This is a genomic window from Sphingopyxis bauzanensis (assembly GCF_002205675.1).
GTDB classification, from domain to species: domain Bacteria; phylum Pseudomonadota; class Alphaproteobacteria; order Sphingomonadales; family Sphingomonadaceae; genus Sphingopyxis; species Sphingopyxis bauzanensis.
The window spans coordinates 594551-609798 of the sequence record NZ_NISK01000002.1 but is presented as its reverse complement, the minus strand read 5'-3'; the positions used below and the strand labels follow the sequence as shown (position 1 = coordinate 609798).

Below are 15248 nucleotides of genomic sequence, written 5' to 3'. Positions count from 1 at the left end.
CGACGCATGATCGCGGCCGGCCAGGCCTTCATCGCCGACTATCAAGCGTTCATCGGTCTCGCGATCCTGGGCCTAATGTTCATCGGGTTCGTGATGGAGCGCTTCCCGGCAACGGTAGTTGCGATCCTCGGTACCTGTACATTCCTGTTCATGGGCATTTTGTCGGGCAAAGATCTTTTCTCGGTCTTTTCCAACTCGGCACCGGTGACCATTGGTGCGATGTTCATCCTGTCGGGGGCGCTACTGCGCACCGGCACGCTTGACGCCATCGCCAGCCGGATTATCGCGCGCGCGCAGCAGCATCCCAAGCTGGCGCTCGCCGAGATGTTCCTTGGCGTTTATGTCGCCTCGGCGTTTCTGAACAATACGCCCGTCGTCGTCGTGATGATCCCGATCATGCTCAAGTTGGCGCAGGCACTCGGCCTCAGTGCGAAGCGCCTACTGATCCCGCTCTCCTATGTCGCGATCCTTGGCGGCACCACGACGCTGATCGGTACATCGACCAATCTGTTGGTGGCGTCGGTTGCGCAGGATGCAGGGCTCACGCGTTTCGGCATCTTCACGATCACCCCTGTCGGCCTTGTCGCCGGCGTGGTGGGGGCGTTTGCGATGCTTTTCATCGCGCGGCGGTTCCTCCCCGAGGAGGCGTCGAGCCAGATCGCGCTGGGCCAGGACCATCGCGCCTTCCTGTCGGAAATTCGCATTCTGAAGGACGGGAATCTGGTTGGGCGCCGGATCGGCGACATCCCGCTCGCCAAGCGCGCCAACGTCAAGCTTGTCGCGCTGAAGCGCGGCGCCACACTGCGGCGCTCGGGGCTGGTCGACGAGGTGCTGGAGGCGGACGACCGCTTAGTCCTGCGCCTCGAACTCGCCGAGCTGCTGTCCCTGCGCGCCAACAAGAATGTCGCAATCGGGCTGACCGCAGGCCATGACGACGTCGATCAGGACGACGACACGATCGTCGAAGCGATGATTGCCCCCAGCCATCCCGCAATCGGGCGACGACTGGTCGAAATTCCGTTCTTGTCGGCGCTCCGTGTCCGCATCCTCGGTATCGCGCGCTTTCGCAAGACCCCCGGTCCCGATTTGCCCAATGCCCGCGTCCAGGCAATCGACCGCGTGCTCGTCACCGGCCCCGCCGACCAGATTGAGCAGATGTATGGCAATCCCCACCTGTACGGCGTGGGATCGACCAGCGAGCGCGAGTTCAGGCGCAGCAAGGCGCCAATCGCCATCGGTGCGCTGATCGGTGTGGTGATGCTGGCGACGTTCAATATTATGGACATAGGCGTTGCAGCGATCATCGGCGTCGGGTTGATCCTGGTGACGCGCTGTATCGATGCCGACGAGGCATGGGATTCGATCGACGGCAATGTACTGGTGCTGATATTTGCCATGCTTGCAGTTGGGCTGGCGCTTGAAAATTCAGGCAGCGTCGCGCTGGTGGTCGCCGAACTGACCCCCTTCCTGCGCGATGTGCCGCCATGGGGTCTGGTGCTGGCGACCTATATCGTGTCGGTCCTGTTGACCGAGATTGTCACCAACAACGCGGTCGCGATCCTCGTCACGCCGCTGGCGATCGCGGTCGCACGCGACCTGGGTGTTGATCCCTATCCCCTGGTGGTCGCGGTGATGTTCGCGGCATCGGCCAGCTTCGCGACCCCGATCGGATATCAGACGAACACCCTCGTCTATGCCGCGGGCAATTACCGTTTCGTCGATTTTTTCAAGGCGGGCATTCCGATGACCTTGTGCGTCGGCGCAGCGACCGTGGTTGCGATTTCCTTCCTGATGTAATGCAGCGCTGCCGGGCTGGACCTCGGCGCCGATATGGTGAAGGGTGCGCGCAGACAACGGCGGCGGGATCGCCGCGGGGCGCGAAAGGGCAGGCGATGGGTTGGTGGTTCCGGATTCCTTTGTGGCAGCGCGTGATCGCTGCTTTGATCCTTGGAATCATAACGGGATTTGCGTGGGGGCCGGAAGCTGCCAGCATCAAATGGATCGGCGATTTCTTCATCCGGGCGGTGAAGATGCTAGTGGTTCCGCTGATCTTTTTCTCGCTCGTTTCGGGGGTTGCCGCGATCGGCGACCTGCGCAAACTCGGTAAGGTCGGCGGACGCGCGATGCTGTTGTTCGTCGTGACCGGACAGATCGCGGTGTGGCTGGGGCTGATGCTCGGAAGCTTCGTCCAGCCAGGCATCGGGGTCGACACCAGCGCGATTCAGCGCGGCGCAATTCCCGAACCCAGTGCAACCAGCTGGACCGACATGGTCCTGTCGATCGTTCCCGAAAGCCCGGTGCAGGTGATGGCCGATGTGCAGGTGCTGCCGCTCATCGTGTTTGCCTTGCTGATCGGCATCGGTATCCTGATGGCCAAGGAAGAGGGAACGCCGGTCGCCAAGATATTCGATAGCGGCGCGGTGATCATGCAGAAGGTGACGATGATCGTCATGGAGCTGACGCCGTTCGGCGTCTTTGCGTTGATGGCGTGGGTCGCTGGGGTGCTCGGGCTCGACGCACTGCAATCGCTCGCGAAGCTGGTCGCGCTCAATTACGTCGGTTGCCTGCTGATCATTCTCGTCATGTATTCGGCGATGATCCGGTTTCTAGCCAAAGTGCCGGTGGTCGGCTTTTACCGCGGGATGATCGACGCGATGGCGGTCAGTTATTCGACTGCATCGTCGAACGCGACCTTGCCGGTGACGCTGCGCTGTACCCAGCGCAACCTGGGCGTGTCGCCCAGCGTGTCGAGCTTTGTCGTGTCGCTGGGCGCGACAATCAATATGAACGGCACCGCCATGTACCTTGGTCTGGCCACTCTGTTCGGCGCGCAGATATTCGGGGTCGATCTCAGCTGGGCCGATTATATCATGATTTCGGTTACCGCGACGCTGGGAGCGATTGGCGCCGCTGGGATCCCCGGCGCGGGACTGATCATGATGGCGCTGGTGTTCGGCAGCGTTGGCGTTCCGCTCGAAACGATCGCCTTCGTCGCGGGCGTCGACCGGATCATGGACATGATGCGCACAACCACCAACGTCACCGGCGATGCGGCGGTGGCGGTTACGGTGGCGTCGATGACCGGCGAGCTTAACGTCGAGGAACTGGTTTCGGCGGACGATGTATGATCGGCATTAGCGGTCAAATGATTGATGCCCTGACAGCAGGGGAAATCCGGCGATGACCGAAACGGCGGCGGCCACCCTTGCAGAGCGTGAGGATGCGCGCGCCAAGCGCCTGCAATGGCGGATGCTCTTCGGCTTTGTCGGGGGCCTGCTCGCCGGTCTTGCGGCGCATTATGGCGCTGCCGGGCAGCCTTGGGTGGCAGAGGTCATTTTCTATCTGGGCAAGGTCGGCGACGTTTTCCTGCGCTTGCTGTTCATGCTCGTCATCCCTCTCCTGGTCTCCGCGCTGATTGTCGGAGTCGCGGAAATGGGCGAAATGCGCGCGCTCAAGACCGTCGGGCTGCGCACGCTGATCTACACCGTCGTTGTTTCGTCGATTGCGGTCGCGATCAGCCTGCTGGTTGTGAACCTGTTGCAGCCGGGGGCGGGCGTCGATCCCGCGCTGGCGCAATCGCTGATCGCCGATGGCGCAGAACGCGCCGGCAGTATCATCCAGTCCAGCCGCGAGGCCAAGGCAGGCGCGGATGCAATCGTGGCGATCGTCCCCAATAATTTCTTCCTGGCGATGACGGAGAATGACGTGATCGCCGTCATGTTCTTCGCGCTGTTCTTCGGCATCGGCCTGATGATGGTGCAGACGCCGCAGACGCAGGCGCTGAAAGCCGCGATCGAAGGCGTGTTCGAAGTGGCGATGAAGCTGATTGGTCTCGTCATCCAGCTCGCGCCGATCGCAATCTTCTGTTTCATGTTCAACCTGGGGGCGCAATTCGGGGTCGATCTGCTCATCCGCCTGTCGGCGTTCGTCGGTGTCGTGCTGCTCGCGCTTGGCATTCAGATGTTCATCGTGTTCCCGATATTGCTCAAGACGCTGGCCAAGAAGTCGCCCATCGAGTTTTTCAAGCAAACGCAGGAGGCCTTTGTCATGGCCTTCTCGACCGCGTCGTCGAACGCGACGCTTCCCACCGCACTGCGCGTCGCGCGCGACAGGTTGCACCTGCCAGACCGCGTCGCGCGCTTCGTGCTGACCATCGGTGCCACGGCGAACCAGAACGGCACTGCGATGTTTGAGGGCGTAACGGTAATCTTCCTCGCGCAATTTTTCGGGGTCGACCTGACGCTGCAGCAACAGATCATGGTGATGGCGGTGTGTATTCTGGGCGGGATCGGCACTGCGGGCGTCCCAGCGGGATCGCTGCCGGTGATCGCGTTGATCCTGGCGATGGTGGGCGTGCCGCCGGCCGGGATCGGGCTGGTGCTTGGCGTCGACCGTTTCCTCGACATGTGCCGCACGACGCTCAACGTCATCGGCGATCTGGTCGCCGCGACGGTCGTGTCGGCAGGCGTGAAGGACGAACCGGCGGGAGCGGATCAGGGGCCCGCCACCTGACTGGGTTTTTCCCGATTGATCGTTAATCCGGGCGGACGTTTCTCTCACGATTGCCGCGGCTCGGTCGTTCCGCCCTTTCCTGGCGAATTTCAGGCGCTGGCGCGCTACGCACAGCAGGCGCTGATTGCACTGTGGGTGCCTGACGGATGGTCGGTGCCGGGCGCTCGGCGCGCGGGACGCGGCCCGGCATGGCCGACGGAGCAGGCCGTTCACTTCTTGGCGTGCGCCGAATTTCGGTGCCGGTGCGCGGCGTTGAAAACACCTCGCCGGGTTCGGTCGCTGGCATGTTGCGGATCTGACGCGGACGTCCTGCGCTTCCGTCGGTTTGCGGAACTGGGCGAGGGCGGGCGGTCCCCCAATCGGGACGACCGGGGCGTGCGGGGTTGGTCGTGACTGGCGGTGTGCCGGTCGCGCCGTCGCCGCGTCCGCGATCTGGCCGCGTGCCGCGCGGGCCGTCGTTGTCGCGATCACCGCGGTTCCACCCGCCGGGCCTGCCGGGACGCCCATCGCCCGGGCGCCCGTCGCCATCGCCGCGGTTCCAGCCACCGGGCCGTCCCGGCTGACCATGGCCGCGGCTGCCATGATGTTTCCACCAGGCGCGGCGGCCGCCCCAATAATTCAGATAATGGTCGCGCAGCGGGTAGCGGTTGCGATAATTGTCGAACATCCACATGCCGTAACCGGGATAATAATAATCGCTGTACCAGCCGCCGCCGAAACCGATGTTGGCGAACCCGCCACCATAATCGGACGCGTCGTAACAATCATAGCCATAACCGTCGTCATAGGCGTAGCCGTCATAATCGTAGTAAGCGTTGCCATAGCGTGCGGCGCAATCGCCGCCGGACGCATAGCTCGCGCCATAGACGCCGCCGCTGTAACAGCCGCCGAGCGTCGTTGTCGCGATTGCCACCAGCGCGAGCGAGAGGGGGCGCTTGTAGTTGATCGGCATGAGCCATTCCTTCGTCGGGTCCGGGCGGACCAGTCATCTTGGCGACCAAACTGCACGAGTCGAGTTGAATTTGCGGTGAATAGTGTCCCAGCAGGCCGCAGGCGTTACTTGCATCAGTGTCAGTAGTCCGTTAGCTTGGCGACAAAGCAGCACCTCAGAGGATGGACCCGATGAACGCGCCGACCAAGATCAAATGGCCCGAAGCCCGTTTTGGCCCCGAAACGCAGCATTGGCTGCCGCGTAACCCCGACCAGGCGCTCGACCATATTCCCGGCGAGGATGGCTATCCGGTCATCGGCAACACGCTCGAACAGCTGAGCGATTATCGCGGCTTCACCACGCGAATGGTCGCCAAATATGGCCGCGTCTATCGCAACAACAGCTTTGGCGGGCGCAGCGTCGCGCTCCATGGTCCCGAAGCGAACGAGCTCGTCATGTTCGACCGCGAGAAGATATTCTCGTCCGAACAGGGCTGGGGGCCGGTGCTCAACCTGCTGTTCCCGCGCGGGCTGATGCTGATGGATTTTGAGAAGCATCGTGCCGATCGCAAGATTTTGTCGGTGGCGTTCAAGCCCGAGCCGATGCGCCATTATGCCGAATCGCTGAACGAAGGGATCAAAGATCGCGTCGCATCGTGGAGCGGCAAGACCTTCCAATTTTACGCAGCGATCAAGAAGCTGACGCTCGATCTGGCCGCGACCAGCTTCCTCGGCATTCCCTTTGGTCCCGAAGCGGACAAGGTGAACAAGGCCTTTGTCGACATGGTGCAAGCATCAATCGGCGTCGTCCGCGTGCCGATGCCCTTCACCGCGATGGGCCGCGGCGCCAAGGGCCGCGCCTATCTGGTCGAATATTTCGGGCGCATGGTTCCTGAGCGTCGCGAAGGGACGGGCGAGGATATTTTCAGCCAGATCTGCCGTGCTCGCGACGATAACGGCGACTATATGAGCGCCGAGGCGATCGTCGATCATATGAACTTCCTGATGATGGCGGCGCATGACACGATCACCAGCTCGATCACCTCTATGGTGTGGATGCTCGCCAAGCATCCCGAATGGCAGGACAAGCTGCGCACCGAAATGCTCGCGGTGTCGCCCGCGGGCGAGGGCGTGGGGCATAACAGCCTGGGCGAGCTGGAAATGACCGAATGGGCGTTCAAGGAAGCGCTGCGGCTGGTGCCTCCGGTGCCCAGCTTTCCGCGCCGCGCACTCAAGGATTTCGAATATGGCGGCTATCGCATCCCCGCCGGTACGTCAGTGGGGGTCAGCCCGGCCTACACGCACATGATGGAGGAGCATTGGCCCGAGCCCGAAAAGTTCGACCCGATGCGCTTTTCGCCCGAAGTCGCGCGCGAGCGGCACAAATATGCGTGGGTACCGTTCGGCGGCGGCGCGCATATGTGCTTGGGGCTGCACTTCGCCTATATGCAGGCCAAGATCTTTTTCCACCATGTCATCACCACCCACCGCATTGTGGTGGCGGAGGGTTATGAACCCAAATGGCAGGTGCTGCCGATCCCGCGCCCGAAGGACGGCCTGACGGTCAGCTTTGTACCGCTCGGCTAGATCCTGACGCCAAGACCCTTATTCGTCATCCCGGCGAAAGCCGGGATCTCGACCTCACGCCCAAACGCTCGGGTGAGATCCCGGCCTTCGCCGGAATGACGATGAGCAGGGCGGGGTAGGCTCTGGTGTGACAGCGTGCCGATAGAAAACGCTGGAATTCTGCAATTGTGAGCGTTATCAATTCCGCCTGATCATGCGCCGAGGACCGTAAGGACCGATGAGTCGCGGGCGACGGGGAGGGCGGGTGATGGCGGAAATCTGGGGCGAATTCGCGCGCGCCGTCGGCGACATTCTGGGCGCGCATGGTCCGGCGGTCAATGCCGCCGCGAGCTATACTCCGACCGACTATAGCGTCCATTTCTTCCTGCAGATCGCGGTGATCCTGCTGGTCTGCCGCGTCGTCGGCTGGGTAGCGAAAAAATTTCTCGGCCAGCCGCAAGTGGTCGGCGAGATGATTGCCGGGGTGCTGCTCGGCCCCTCGCTGTTCGGACTGTTCTTTCCCGATCTGCAAGCCGCGCTGTTTCCGAAGGAAACGCGGAACGTCCTGTATGTTTGTGCGCAGGCCGGGGTCGGACTCTACATGTTCCTGGTCGGCACGACGCTGCGGCTCGACCATTTCCAGTCCAAGGCCAAAAGCGCCGTCGGCGTTTCGGTGGCGGGCATCGTCGCGCCGTTCCTGCTCGCCGCGCTGATGACCCCGTTCCTGCTCGATATTCCCGGCCTGTTTGCCGACGGGATGGGGCAGGGCAGCGCGACGTTGTTCATGGGTGCGTGCATCGCGCTTACCGCTTTCCCGATGCTCGCGCGGATCATCAACGAACGCGGGCTGGCGAACACCTCGCTCGGCACGTTGACGCTGACCGCCGGGGCGTTCGACGATGCGGTGTCATGGTGCGTGCTGGCGATCGTGCTCGCGACCTTTGGCGGCGGGCCGGGGATCGCCCTGCTGGCGATCGTCGGCGGGCTGGGTTTTGCGGCGTTCATGTATGTTTTCGGACGTCGGCTGCTCGTGCCGCTGGGCCGGGCGGTCGAGGCGCGGGGGGCGATGAGCGACACGGTGCTGTCGATCATATTGATGCTCTTCGCTCTCTGTGCCTTTGTCATGGACGCCGCGGGTATCCATGCGGTGTTCGGGGGCTTCATTCTGGGCGTCTGCATGCCGCGCGGCAAGCTGACCGAAGAGATCAAGCGCAAGGTCGGGCCGATCACGATCCTGCTGGTCCCCGTCTTTTTCACCTATTCTGGGCTGAATACCCAGCTCAACACGGTGAACAGCCTGTCGCTGCTGGGAATCTCGCTGGGCATATTGCTGGTGTCGATCGCGGCGAAATTTGGCGCGTGCTGGCTTGCAGCGCGGCTGGCGGGCGAGGATAATCGCACCGCGCTCGGCATCGGGGCGCTGATGAACGCGCGCGGGCTGATGGAATTGATCATCATCAACATCGGGCTGCAAAAAGGGATCATCGGGCCGACGTTGTTCGCGATCATGGTGCTGATGGCGATCGTCACCACCGTGATGGCGGGGCCGTTGTTCGAAATCGCCTATGGCCGCAAAGCGCGCGCGGCGGGCGAACTCGGCCCGCTCGGCACCGAAGGCCCACCCGACGAGCCGCTGAAAGCCAGGCCGGCCTGACCCCGCCCCGCTGACGCCGCCCCCTGACCCCCATTGTGCCGGCCGCTGCGGCACCCCAATAAGGGCGGATGAAAAGCGTTCGCCCCTATCTGATCTGGTTCGGTGTCGCGGTCCTGCTCGCGCTTGGGGCGATCCGCGGCATGCAGTGGGTGGCCGACCATCCCGAGCACATTCCGACGGCGCGATTCGAATTCTCGCATCCGCAGGGGTGGGCGACGCACCGCAAGCTGGCCGGGTTCGCCCGCGACGACGCCGCCTGTTTCGCCGCCTTCGATCGCGCGCGGGCGGGGTATGAACGGCGCCCAGTGGTCGGCACCGGCGTGTGCCGCGCGAGTCAGCGCATGGTGCTGACCGGCAACCGCTTGGTCCCCACGATGCGGCCCGCAAACGCGGCGCCCGGTTGTGCGGTGACCGCCGCGATGGCGCTGTGGACCCGCGACGTCGTCCAGCCGCTGGCGCAAAAGCATTTCGGGCAAAAGGTCGTCGCGCTCGAAAATCTGGGCAGTTACAATTGCCGCAAGATCGCGGGAGAGCGGGCGCAGAGCCAGCATTCGACCGCCAATGCGATCGACATCTCCGCCTTCGTCCTCGCCGACGGGACGCGCATCTCACTGATCAATGACTGGACCGATCCCGATGTCCGGCGCGACTTCCTGCACGATGTCCGCGACGGATCGTGCGGCCTGTTCAGCACCGCGCTGTCCCCCGATTACAACCGCGCTCACGCCGACCATTTTCACCTCGACATGGCGGCGCGAACGGGCTGGTCGGTGTGCCGTTGATTAGACGGTAAAGCTCTCTCCGCAGCCGCAGGCGCCTTTGGCGTTGGGGTTTTCGAACACGAAGCCCGCAGCGAAATCATCCTCGACCCAGTCCATGACGCTGCCGATCAGATAGAGCACCGACGCGCCGTCAATGTAAAACACGCCGCCGGGAGTTTCGATCTTCTCGTCGAACCGTTCTTCGCTCGTCACATAATCGACCGAATAGGCGAGCCCCGAGCAGCCGCGACGCGGCGTCGACAGCTTGACCCCGATCGCGCCCTCGGGCGCCGCCGCCATCAGCGCGGTTACACGCGCTTCGGCGTTCGGGGTCAGCGTGACCGCGGCAGGGCGGGTACGGGTTTTGGTCTCGGTCATAATCCGTTCCTTTGCCCGTTCGTGTCGAGCGAAGTCGAGACACCTTGAGGGCTTGCATTACCGACGGGCATCTCGACTTCGCTCGATGCGTACGGAAAATATAACAGGGCTTTGTTCACAACATTCCCAACTCAAGCCGCGCTTCGTCGGTCATGTTGGCCGGCGACCACGGCGGATCCCAGACGAGGTTCACTTCCGCATCACCCACGCCGGGAACAGCTCCGACGCGCAGTTCGACCTCGGCGGGCATCGATTCGGCGACCGGGCAATGCGGGGTGGTCAGCGTCATCGTGACAACGGCATGGCCTTCGTCGATCTCGACATTGTAGATCAGGCCGAGGTCGTAAATGTTTACCGGGATTTCGGGATCATAAATATCCTTGAGCGCATTCACAACGGCTTCATACAGGTCGCCGCCGACGCCGTGTGGGTCGATCGCCGCGGGCTTGGCGGCCAGGAAGCCTTCCAGATAGTCGCGCTTGCGCTCCAGCTTCTCGGGTGCCGTCTCGACATCCGCGACACGCGCTTTTGGCGGCGTCTCAACGCTTTCAACCTCCTCGACTTTGATCATGCGATCCTCACTCATCCGAAAATCCTCTCGACGCGCGACAGGCCATCGATCAGCGCCGCCACATCGTCATCATTGCTATACACGCCAAAACTCGCGCGCGCGGTCGCGGGTACGCCCAGATGCTCCATCAGCGGCTGTGCGCAATGGTGCCCGGCGCGGATCGCGACCCCGCTTTCATCCAAGATAGTGCCGATATCGTGCGGATGAACCCCCGCCATCGAAAAGCTGACGATTCCGGCGCTGTTTTCGGGCCCGAACAAGGTGATGCTGTTCCGCCGCGCCAGCGCGTCGCGCAGCGTGCCGACCAGCGCGCATTCATGCGCATGGATCGCCTCGACGCCGATCGCTACGACATAATCGACCGCTGCCGCGAGCCCGATCGCTTCGATAATCGCGGGCGTTCCCGCTTCGAGGCGGGTTGGGGCGGGGGCATAGGTGGTCTTTTCAAAAGTCACGCGGTCGATCATCGACCCGCCGCCCTGCCACGGCGGCAACGTATCGAGCTTGTCGCTCCATAGCACGCCAATGCCGGTGGGGCCGTAGAGCTTGTGGCCCGAGAAAACATAATAGTCGCAGCCGAGCGCGGCGACATCGACGGGCAGCCGCGGCACCGCCTGACAGCCGTCGATCAGCAATTCGGCGCCAACGCGGTGCGCCAGTTCGGCGGCGCGCGCGACGTCGAGCGGGCTGCCGAGCACGTTCGACACATGCGCGAAGGCGACCAACCTGTGTTCGGGCGTCAGCAGCTTCTCAGCGGCATCGAGGTCGATACAGCCGTCGGCGGTCAGCGGGCAGACATCGACCTGCCAGCCCGCCAGCTGCCACGGCACGATATTGCTGTGATGTTCGAGTGTCGAGAGCAGCACGCGGCCCTTCCGCGGGTGCGAATAGGCGACAAGGTTGATCGCCTCGGTCGCGCCGCGGACGAATACGACCTGCTCGTCGCGCGCGCCGATAAACGCCGCGATCCGGCGACGCGCCGCTTCATAGGCCAGCGTCATATCGGCCGAGCGGGCGTAAACGCCGCGGTGGACGGTCGCGTAGTCGCGGCCCATCGCGTTGACGATGGCGTCGATGACTGCCTGTGGCTTTTGCGCGGTGGCGGCCGTGTCGAGATAGTGCCAGCCCGGGTTGAGGCCGGGGAAGTCAGCCCGCACGTCGGGGAAAGTACGGAGGGCGGTCGTGGTGTTCACACCAGCTCCCCCAGCTTCGCCAGCGCCAGTTCCTGCAACCGCGCCTCATCCTCGGCGCCTTCGAACACGCCCGCGACAAATGCCTGCAACATCAACTTCTTCGCCTCGCCCGGCGGAATCCCGCGCGATTGCAGGTAATAGAGCGCCATCGCGTCCAGTTCGCCGATCGCGCAACCATGCGCGCATTTTACATCGTCGGCGTAAATTTCCAGCTCGGGCTTGGCGTTTGCGGTCGCGCTGCGATTGAGCAGCATCGCCTTCACATCCTGCGCACTGTCGGTTTGCTGCGCATCGCGTGCCACCGCGACCTTGCCCAGATAGGTGCCGGTCGCGGTGCCGCTCAGGACCGATCGCACGACCTGCCGCGACGTCGCGCCGGGTTCGGCGTGGGTAATCGTGGTGACGATCTCGAGATTCTGCTCTCCGCCACCGATCTGCGCCGCGCCGAGCGTGAAGTCGGCGCCCTCGTTCAGGGTCACCGCGAGTTCGATGCGCCCAAAAGCGCCGCCGATGTTGAGCACATGCAGCGAAGCAACCGCGCCTTTGCCGAGCACCAGCTCGATCTGCTGGATGTCGCCCGCATCCTGCACGACCGCGCGCGCGAAATGGCCGCCTGCGGGCACGATGATGCTTTCCGGCGCCGGCAGCGGCCAAGCCGCGGTTACTGCGGCGATGTCGCTGTAGCGCCACGCTTCATCGCGGCGGGTGGGGAGGGTGGCCGTGGTCAAGCTGCGATCTCCGCATAACCATGTTCTTCCAGCTCGCGTGCCAGCTCGGGCCCACCCGACTTCACGATCCGTCCCGCGGCCAGCACATGGACAAAATCGGGCTGCACATAATCGAGCAGGCGCTGGTAATGCGTAATCAGCAACACCGCCTTGCCGGGGCGCCGCATGATGGTATTGATCCCATCGCCGACGGTACGCAACGCGTCGATGTCGAGACCGCTGTCGGTTTCGTCGAGGATTGCCAGCTTGGGGTCGATGATCCCCATCTGTACCATTTCATTGCGCTTTTTCTCGCCGCCCGAAAAGCCGACGTTCACCGAGCGTTTGAGCATGTCCATGTCCATCTTGAGCAGCGCAGCTTTCTCGCGCGCCACCTTCAGGAACTCGCCGCCCGACAGCGGCTCTTCACCGCGCCCGCGGCGCTGCGCATTGAGCGCCTCGCGCAGGAACTGGACGTTCGACACGCCGGGGATTTCGACCGGATATTGAAATCCCAGGAACAGCCCCGCCGCGGCGCGCTGGTGCGGTTCCATGTCGAGCAGGTCGGCACCGTCGAAGGTCGCCGACCCGTCGGTCACCTCATAACCAGGCCGCCCGCCGAGCACATAAGACAGCGTCGACTTGCCCGCGCCATTCGGCCCCATGATCGCGTGGATTTCGCCGGCATTGATGGTCAGCGACAGGCCTTTGAGGATCGGCTTGGCGGCGACGGTGGCGTGGAGGTTTTCAATTTTGAGCATAGTCACTTTGCATTTCCAGCGTTTGTTTTAACGCGAGTTGAAGCCATCCCATCGGCGATGCGTAAGCTGGTCCAACTCATCATCCGACCGACCCCTCAAGGCTGATCCCCAGCAACTTCTGCGCCTCGACCGCAAACTCCATCGGCAGCTGCTGCAGCACTTCCTTGGCGAAGCCATTGACGATCAGCGCCACCGCTTCCTCCGCGTCCAGCCCGCGCTGCATCGCGTAGAAAAGCTGGTCGTCCGAAATCTTGCTCGTCGTCGCTTCATGCTCGACGGTCGCGGTCGGGTTGCGGACCTCGATGTATGGCACAGTGTGCGCGCCGCTGAGCGAGCCCAGGAGCAAGCTGTCGCACTGGGTGAAGTTGCGCACCCCCTCGGCATTCGGCGCGACGCGCACAATCCCGCGATAGGTGTTGTTCGACTTGCCCGCGCTAATCCCTTTGCTGACAATGGTTGAGCGCGTGCGCTTGCCATTGTGGATCATCTTGGTGCCGGTGTCGGCCTGCTGGTAATTGTTGGTGACCGCGACCGAATAGAATTCGCCGACGCTGTCGTCGCCGTTCAGCACGCAGCTGGGATATTTCCACGTCACCGCAGAGCCTGTTTCGACCTGCGTCCACGACACCTTGCTGCGCTTGCCCTGACACAGCGCGCGCTTGGTCACGAAATTATAGATGCCGCCCAGACCATCGGCGTTGCCGGGATACCAGTTCTGCACCGTCGAATATTTGATCTCGGCATCGTCGAGCGTGACGAGTTCGACCACCGCAGCGTGGAGCTGGTTCTCGTCGCGCATCGGCGCGGTGCAGCCTTCAAGGTAGCTGACATATGCGCCCTTGTCGGCGATGATCAAAGTCCGCTCGAACTGCCCGGTATTCTCGGCATTGATGCGGAAATAGGTGCTGAGCTCCATTGGGCAGCGTACGCCTTCGGGCACGTAAACGAAGGTGCCGTCCGAAAAGACTGCGCAATTGAGCGCCGCGAAATAATTGTCGTGCATCGGCACGACCTTGCCTAGCCACTTCTTCACCAGATCGGGATATTCGCGGATTGCTTCGGAGATAGAGAGGAAGATCACCCCCGCGCGCTTCAATTCCTCGCGGAAGGTCGTCGCGACGCTGACGCTGTCGAACACTGCATCGACCGCGACCCTGCGCGCGCCCTCGACACCTGCGAGCACCTTCTGCTCTTCGATCGGAATACCGAGCTTCTTATAGACCTCGAGAATTTCGGGGTCGACCTCGTCAAGGCTGCCGAGCTTGGGCTTAGGCTTCGGCGCCGCGTAATAATAAGCGTCCTGATAGTCGATCGGCGGCACGTTGAGCTTCGCCCAGTCGGGCGTCTCCATCGTTTGCCAGTGACGAAACGCATTCAGCCGCCAGTCGAGCATCCAGTCGGGCTCGTTCTTCTTCGCCGAAATAAAGCGGACGGTATCCTCGGTCAGCCCCTTGGGCGCGAAGTCGGTTTCAATGTCGGCCGACCAGCCATGCTCATAATCGGCGACTTTGGCGGCGGCGTCGTGCGCGGCCTGGTCCTTGATCTTCACATCATCCATATCACACACCCGCTCGTGCTGAGCTTGTCAAAGCACTGTTCTGTTCTGAATCGCGGTGAGCAGGGAAGGACGGCCCTTCGACAAGCTCAGGGCGCACGGTCTTGGGAGCAACACTCAAACTTGAGAGGCTAATCCCCGCCAGCGCCCCGCGCACCGCGCCGTTCACGACGCCCCAATGCGGCTGCACCTTACAGCTACCCTCGAGCGAGCAATCATGACGCCCCTCGGCGACGCAGCTGGTCAGCGCGATCGGTCCTTCGACTGCTTCGATGATGTCCGCAACGCTGATCGCCGCAGCGGGCCGCGCGAGGCGCACCCCACCGCCGCTGCCGCGCGACGCGACGAGCAGACCGGCGCGCGCTAGTCCGCTCACCAGTTTCTGCGCGGTCGGCCCGGGAATCCCCGTCTGCTCAGCGAGAAGCGCGGCATGGAGCGGCACCGACCCGCACTGGCGGGCGGCGGCGCTCATCAGTACCACGGCGTAATCGGCAAGATTGGACAGGCGCATCGTTTCTCCGTTCGCAATTTGCGAACGATTCTTAACTGGAGTAAATTACTCCACTTATATAGGCCAAGCCTTTGCGCGGTGCAACCAAGCGGCACTTCGGGGGCGCCAAGAAAAAAATGGCACCCATCTGGCCGGGGCCAAATGAGTGC

14 protein-coding genes are annotated in these 15248 nt (G+C 63.0%); 6 read left to right on the top strand and 8 right to left on the bottom strand.

Annotation, left to right across the window (positions count from 1 at the left end; translation table 11 throughout):
* Positions 1-6 precede the first annotated feature (6 nt).
* The 3 genes from CDQ92_RS09540 to CDQ92_RS09530 all read left to right on the top strand — a co-directional run bounded on the left by CDQ92_RS09540 (position 7) and on the right by CDQ92_RS09530 (position 4512).
* The gene (locus tag CDQ92_RS09540; protein WP_088441133.1) at positions 7-1797 is read left to right on the top strand and encodes an SLC13 family permease; all 1791 of its coding nucleotides are present in this window, start codon (positions 7-9) and stop codon (positions 1795-1797) included.
* A 95-nt stretch (positions 1798-1892) separates the two neighbouring features.
* The gene (locus CDQ92_RS09535) at positions 1893-3128 is read left to right on the top strand and encodes a dicarboxylate/amino acid:cation symporter (protein ID WP_088441132.1); all 1236 of its coding nucleotides are present in this window, start codon (positions 1893-1895) and stop codon (positions 3126-3128) included.
* 52 nt (positions 3129-3180) lie between these two features.
* Positions 3181-4512: a dicarboxylate/amino acid:cation symporter gene (locus CDQ92_RS09530; protein WP_088441131.1), complete on the top strand. Its 1332-nt coding sequence runs from the start codon at positions 3181-3183 to the stop codon at positions 4510-4512.
* A gap of 22 nt (positions 4513-4534) precedes the next feature.
* Here CDQ92_RS09530 and CDQ92_RS09525 read toward each other — a convergent pair whose 3' ends face one another.
* The gene (locus CDQ92_RS09525; RefSeq protein ID WP_088441130.1) at positions 4535-5464 is read right to left on the bottom strand and encodes a hypothetical protein; all 930 of its coding nucleotides are present in this window, start codon (positions 5462-5464) and stop codon (positions 4535-4537) included.
* 170 nt (positions 5465-5634) lie between these two features.
* Here CDQ92_RS09525 and CDQ92_RS09520 point away from each other — a divergent pair, with 170 nt between their 5' ends.
* The 3 genes from CDQ92_RS09520 (at position 5635) to CDQ92_RS09510 (ending at position 9444) form a co-directional block, all read left to right on the top strand.
* On the top strand, positions 5635-7029 hold the full coding sequence (locus CDQ92_RS09520) for a cytochrome P450 (protein WP_088441506.1): 1395 nt from the start codon (positions 5635-5637) through the stop codon (positions 7027-7029).
* Between the two features lie 247 nt (positions 7030-7276).
* Entirely contained in the window at positions 7277-8662 is a 1386-nt protein-coding gene (locus CDQ92_RS09515; protein ID WP_088441129.1) for a cation:proton antiporter, read from the top strand.
* 68 nt (positions 8663-8730) lie between these two features.
* The gene (locus tag CDQ92_RS09510) at positions 8731-9444 is read left to right on the top strand and encodes an extensin-like domain-containing protein (RefSeq protein ID WP_088441128.1); all 714 of its coding nucleotides are present in this window, start codon (positions 8731-8733) and stop codon (positions 9442-9444) included.
* On the opposite strand, the gene CDQ92_RS09505 is transcribed toward CDQ92_RS09510, so the two are convergent.
* The 7 genes from CDQ92_RS09505 to CDQ92_RS09475 form a co-directional block, all read right to left on the bottom strand.
* Entirely contained in the window at positions 9445-9801 is a 357-nt protein-coding gene (locus CDQ92_RS09505) for a HesB/IscA family protein (protein ID WP_088441127.1), read from the bottom strand.
* A gap of 115 nt (positions 9802-9916) precedes the next feature.
* Positions 9917-10387: an SUF system Fe-S cluster assembly protein gene (locus tag CDQ92_RS09500; protein ID WP_088441126.1), complete on the bottom strand. Its 471-nt coding sequence runs from the start codon at positions 10385-10387 to the stop codon at positions 9917-9919.
* Positions 10384-11565: an aminotransferase class V-fold PLP-dependent enzyme gene (locus CDQ92_RS09495; RefSeq protein ID WP_229667316.1), complete on the bottom strand. Its 1182-nt coding sequence runs from the start codon at positions 11563-11565 to the stop codon at positions 10384-10386. Before CDQ92_RS09495 ends, CDQ92_RS09500 begins: the two co-directional genes overlap by 4 nt.
* Positions 11562-12293 carry a SufD family Fe-S cluster assembly protein gene (locus CDQ92_RS09490; protein WP_088441125.1) on the bottom strand — a complete coding sequence of 244 codons (732 nt, stop codon included), beginning with the start codon at positions 12291-12293 and terminating at the stop codon, positions 11562-11564. Before CDQ92_RS09490 ends, CDQ92_RS09495 begins: the two co-directional genes overlap by 4 nt.
* A complete protein-coding gene (gene sufC / locus CDQ92_RS09485; protein ID WP_088441124.1) occupies positions 12290-13033 on the bottom strand; it encodes a Fe-S cluster assembly ATPase SufC in 744 nt (247 codons plus the stop codon). The genes CDQ92_RS09490 and sufC overlap by 4 nt, the downstream gene beginning before the upstream one ends.
* A gap of 79 nt (positions 13034-13112) precedes the next feature.
* Positions 13113-14591, bottom strand: a complete 1479-nt coding sequence (sufB, locus tag CDQ92_RS09480; protein WP_088441123.1) for a Fe-S cluster assembly protein SufB — start codon at positions 14589-14591, stop codon at positions 13113-13115.
* Position 14592: 1 nt separating this feature from the next.
* A complete protein-coding gene (locus tag CDQ92_RS09475; protein WP_088441122.1) occupies positions 14593-15099 on the bottom strand; it encodes an RrF2 family transcriptional regulator in 507 nt (168 codons plus the stop codon).
* Positions 15100-15248: the final 149 nt, after the last annotated feature.

Bases quoted from the DNA above. Each gene is read 5' to 3' on its own strand.
- CDQ92_RS09500 (WP_088441126.1), bottom strand. From the start codon at position 10,387: ATGAGTGAGGATCGCATGATCAAAGTCGAGGAGGTTGAAAGCGTTGAG.
- CDQ92_RS09535 (WP_088441132.1), top strand. From the start codon at position 1,893: ATGGGTTGGTGGTTCCGGATTCCTTTGTGGCAGCGCGTGATCGCTGCT.
- CDQ92_RS09520 (WP_088441506.1), top strand. From the start codon at position 5,635: ATGAACGCGCCGACCAAGATCAAATGGCCCGAAGCCCGTTTTGGCCCC.
- CDQ92_RS09515 (WP_088441129.1), top strand. From the start codon at position 7,277: ATGGCGGAAATCTGGGGCGAATTCGCGCGCGCCGTCGGCGACATTCTG.
- CDQ92_RS09525 (WP_088441130.1), bottom strand. From the start codon at position 5,464: ATGCCGATCAACTACAAGCGCCCCCTCTCGCTCGCGCTGGTGGCAATC.
- CDQ92_RS09505 (WP_088441127.1), bottom strand. From the start codon at position 9,801: ATGACCGAGACCAAAACCCGTACCCGCCCTGCCGCGGTCACGCTGACC.
- CDQ92_RS09540 (WP_088441133.1), top strand. From the start codon at position 7: ATGATCGCGGCCGGCCAGGCCTTCATCGCCGACTATCAAGCGTTCATC.
- CDQ92_RS09510 (WP_088441128.1), top strand. From the start codon at position 8,731: ATGAAAAGCGTTCGCCCCTATCTGATCTGGTTCGGTGTCGCGGTCCTG.
- CDQ92_RS09475 (WP_088441122.1), bottom strand. From the start codon at position 15,099: ATGCGCCTGTCCAATCTTGCCGATTACGCCGTGGTACTGATGAGCGCC.
- sufC (WP_088441124.1), bottom strand. From the start codon at position 13,033: ATGCTCAAAATTGAAAACCTCCACGCCACCGTCGCCGCCAAGCCGATC.
- sufB (WP_088441123.1), bottom strand. From the start codon at position 14,591: ATGGATGATGTGAAGATCAAGGACCAGGCCGCGCACGACGCCGCCGCC.
- CDQ92_RS09530 (WP_088441131.1), top strand. From the start codon at position 3,181: ATGACCGAAACGGCGGCGGCCACCCTTGCAGAGCGTGAGGATGCGCGC.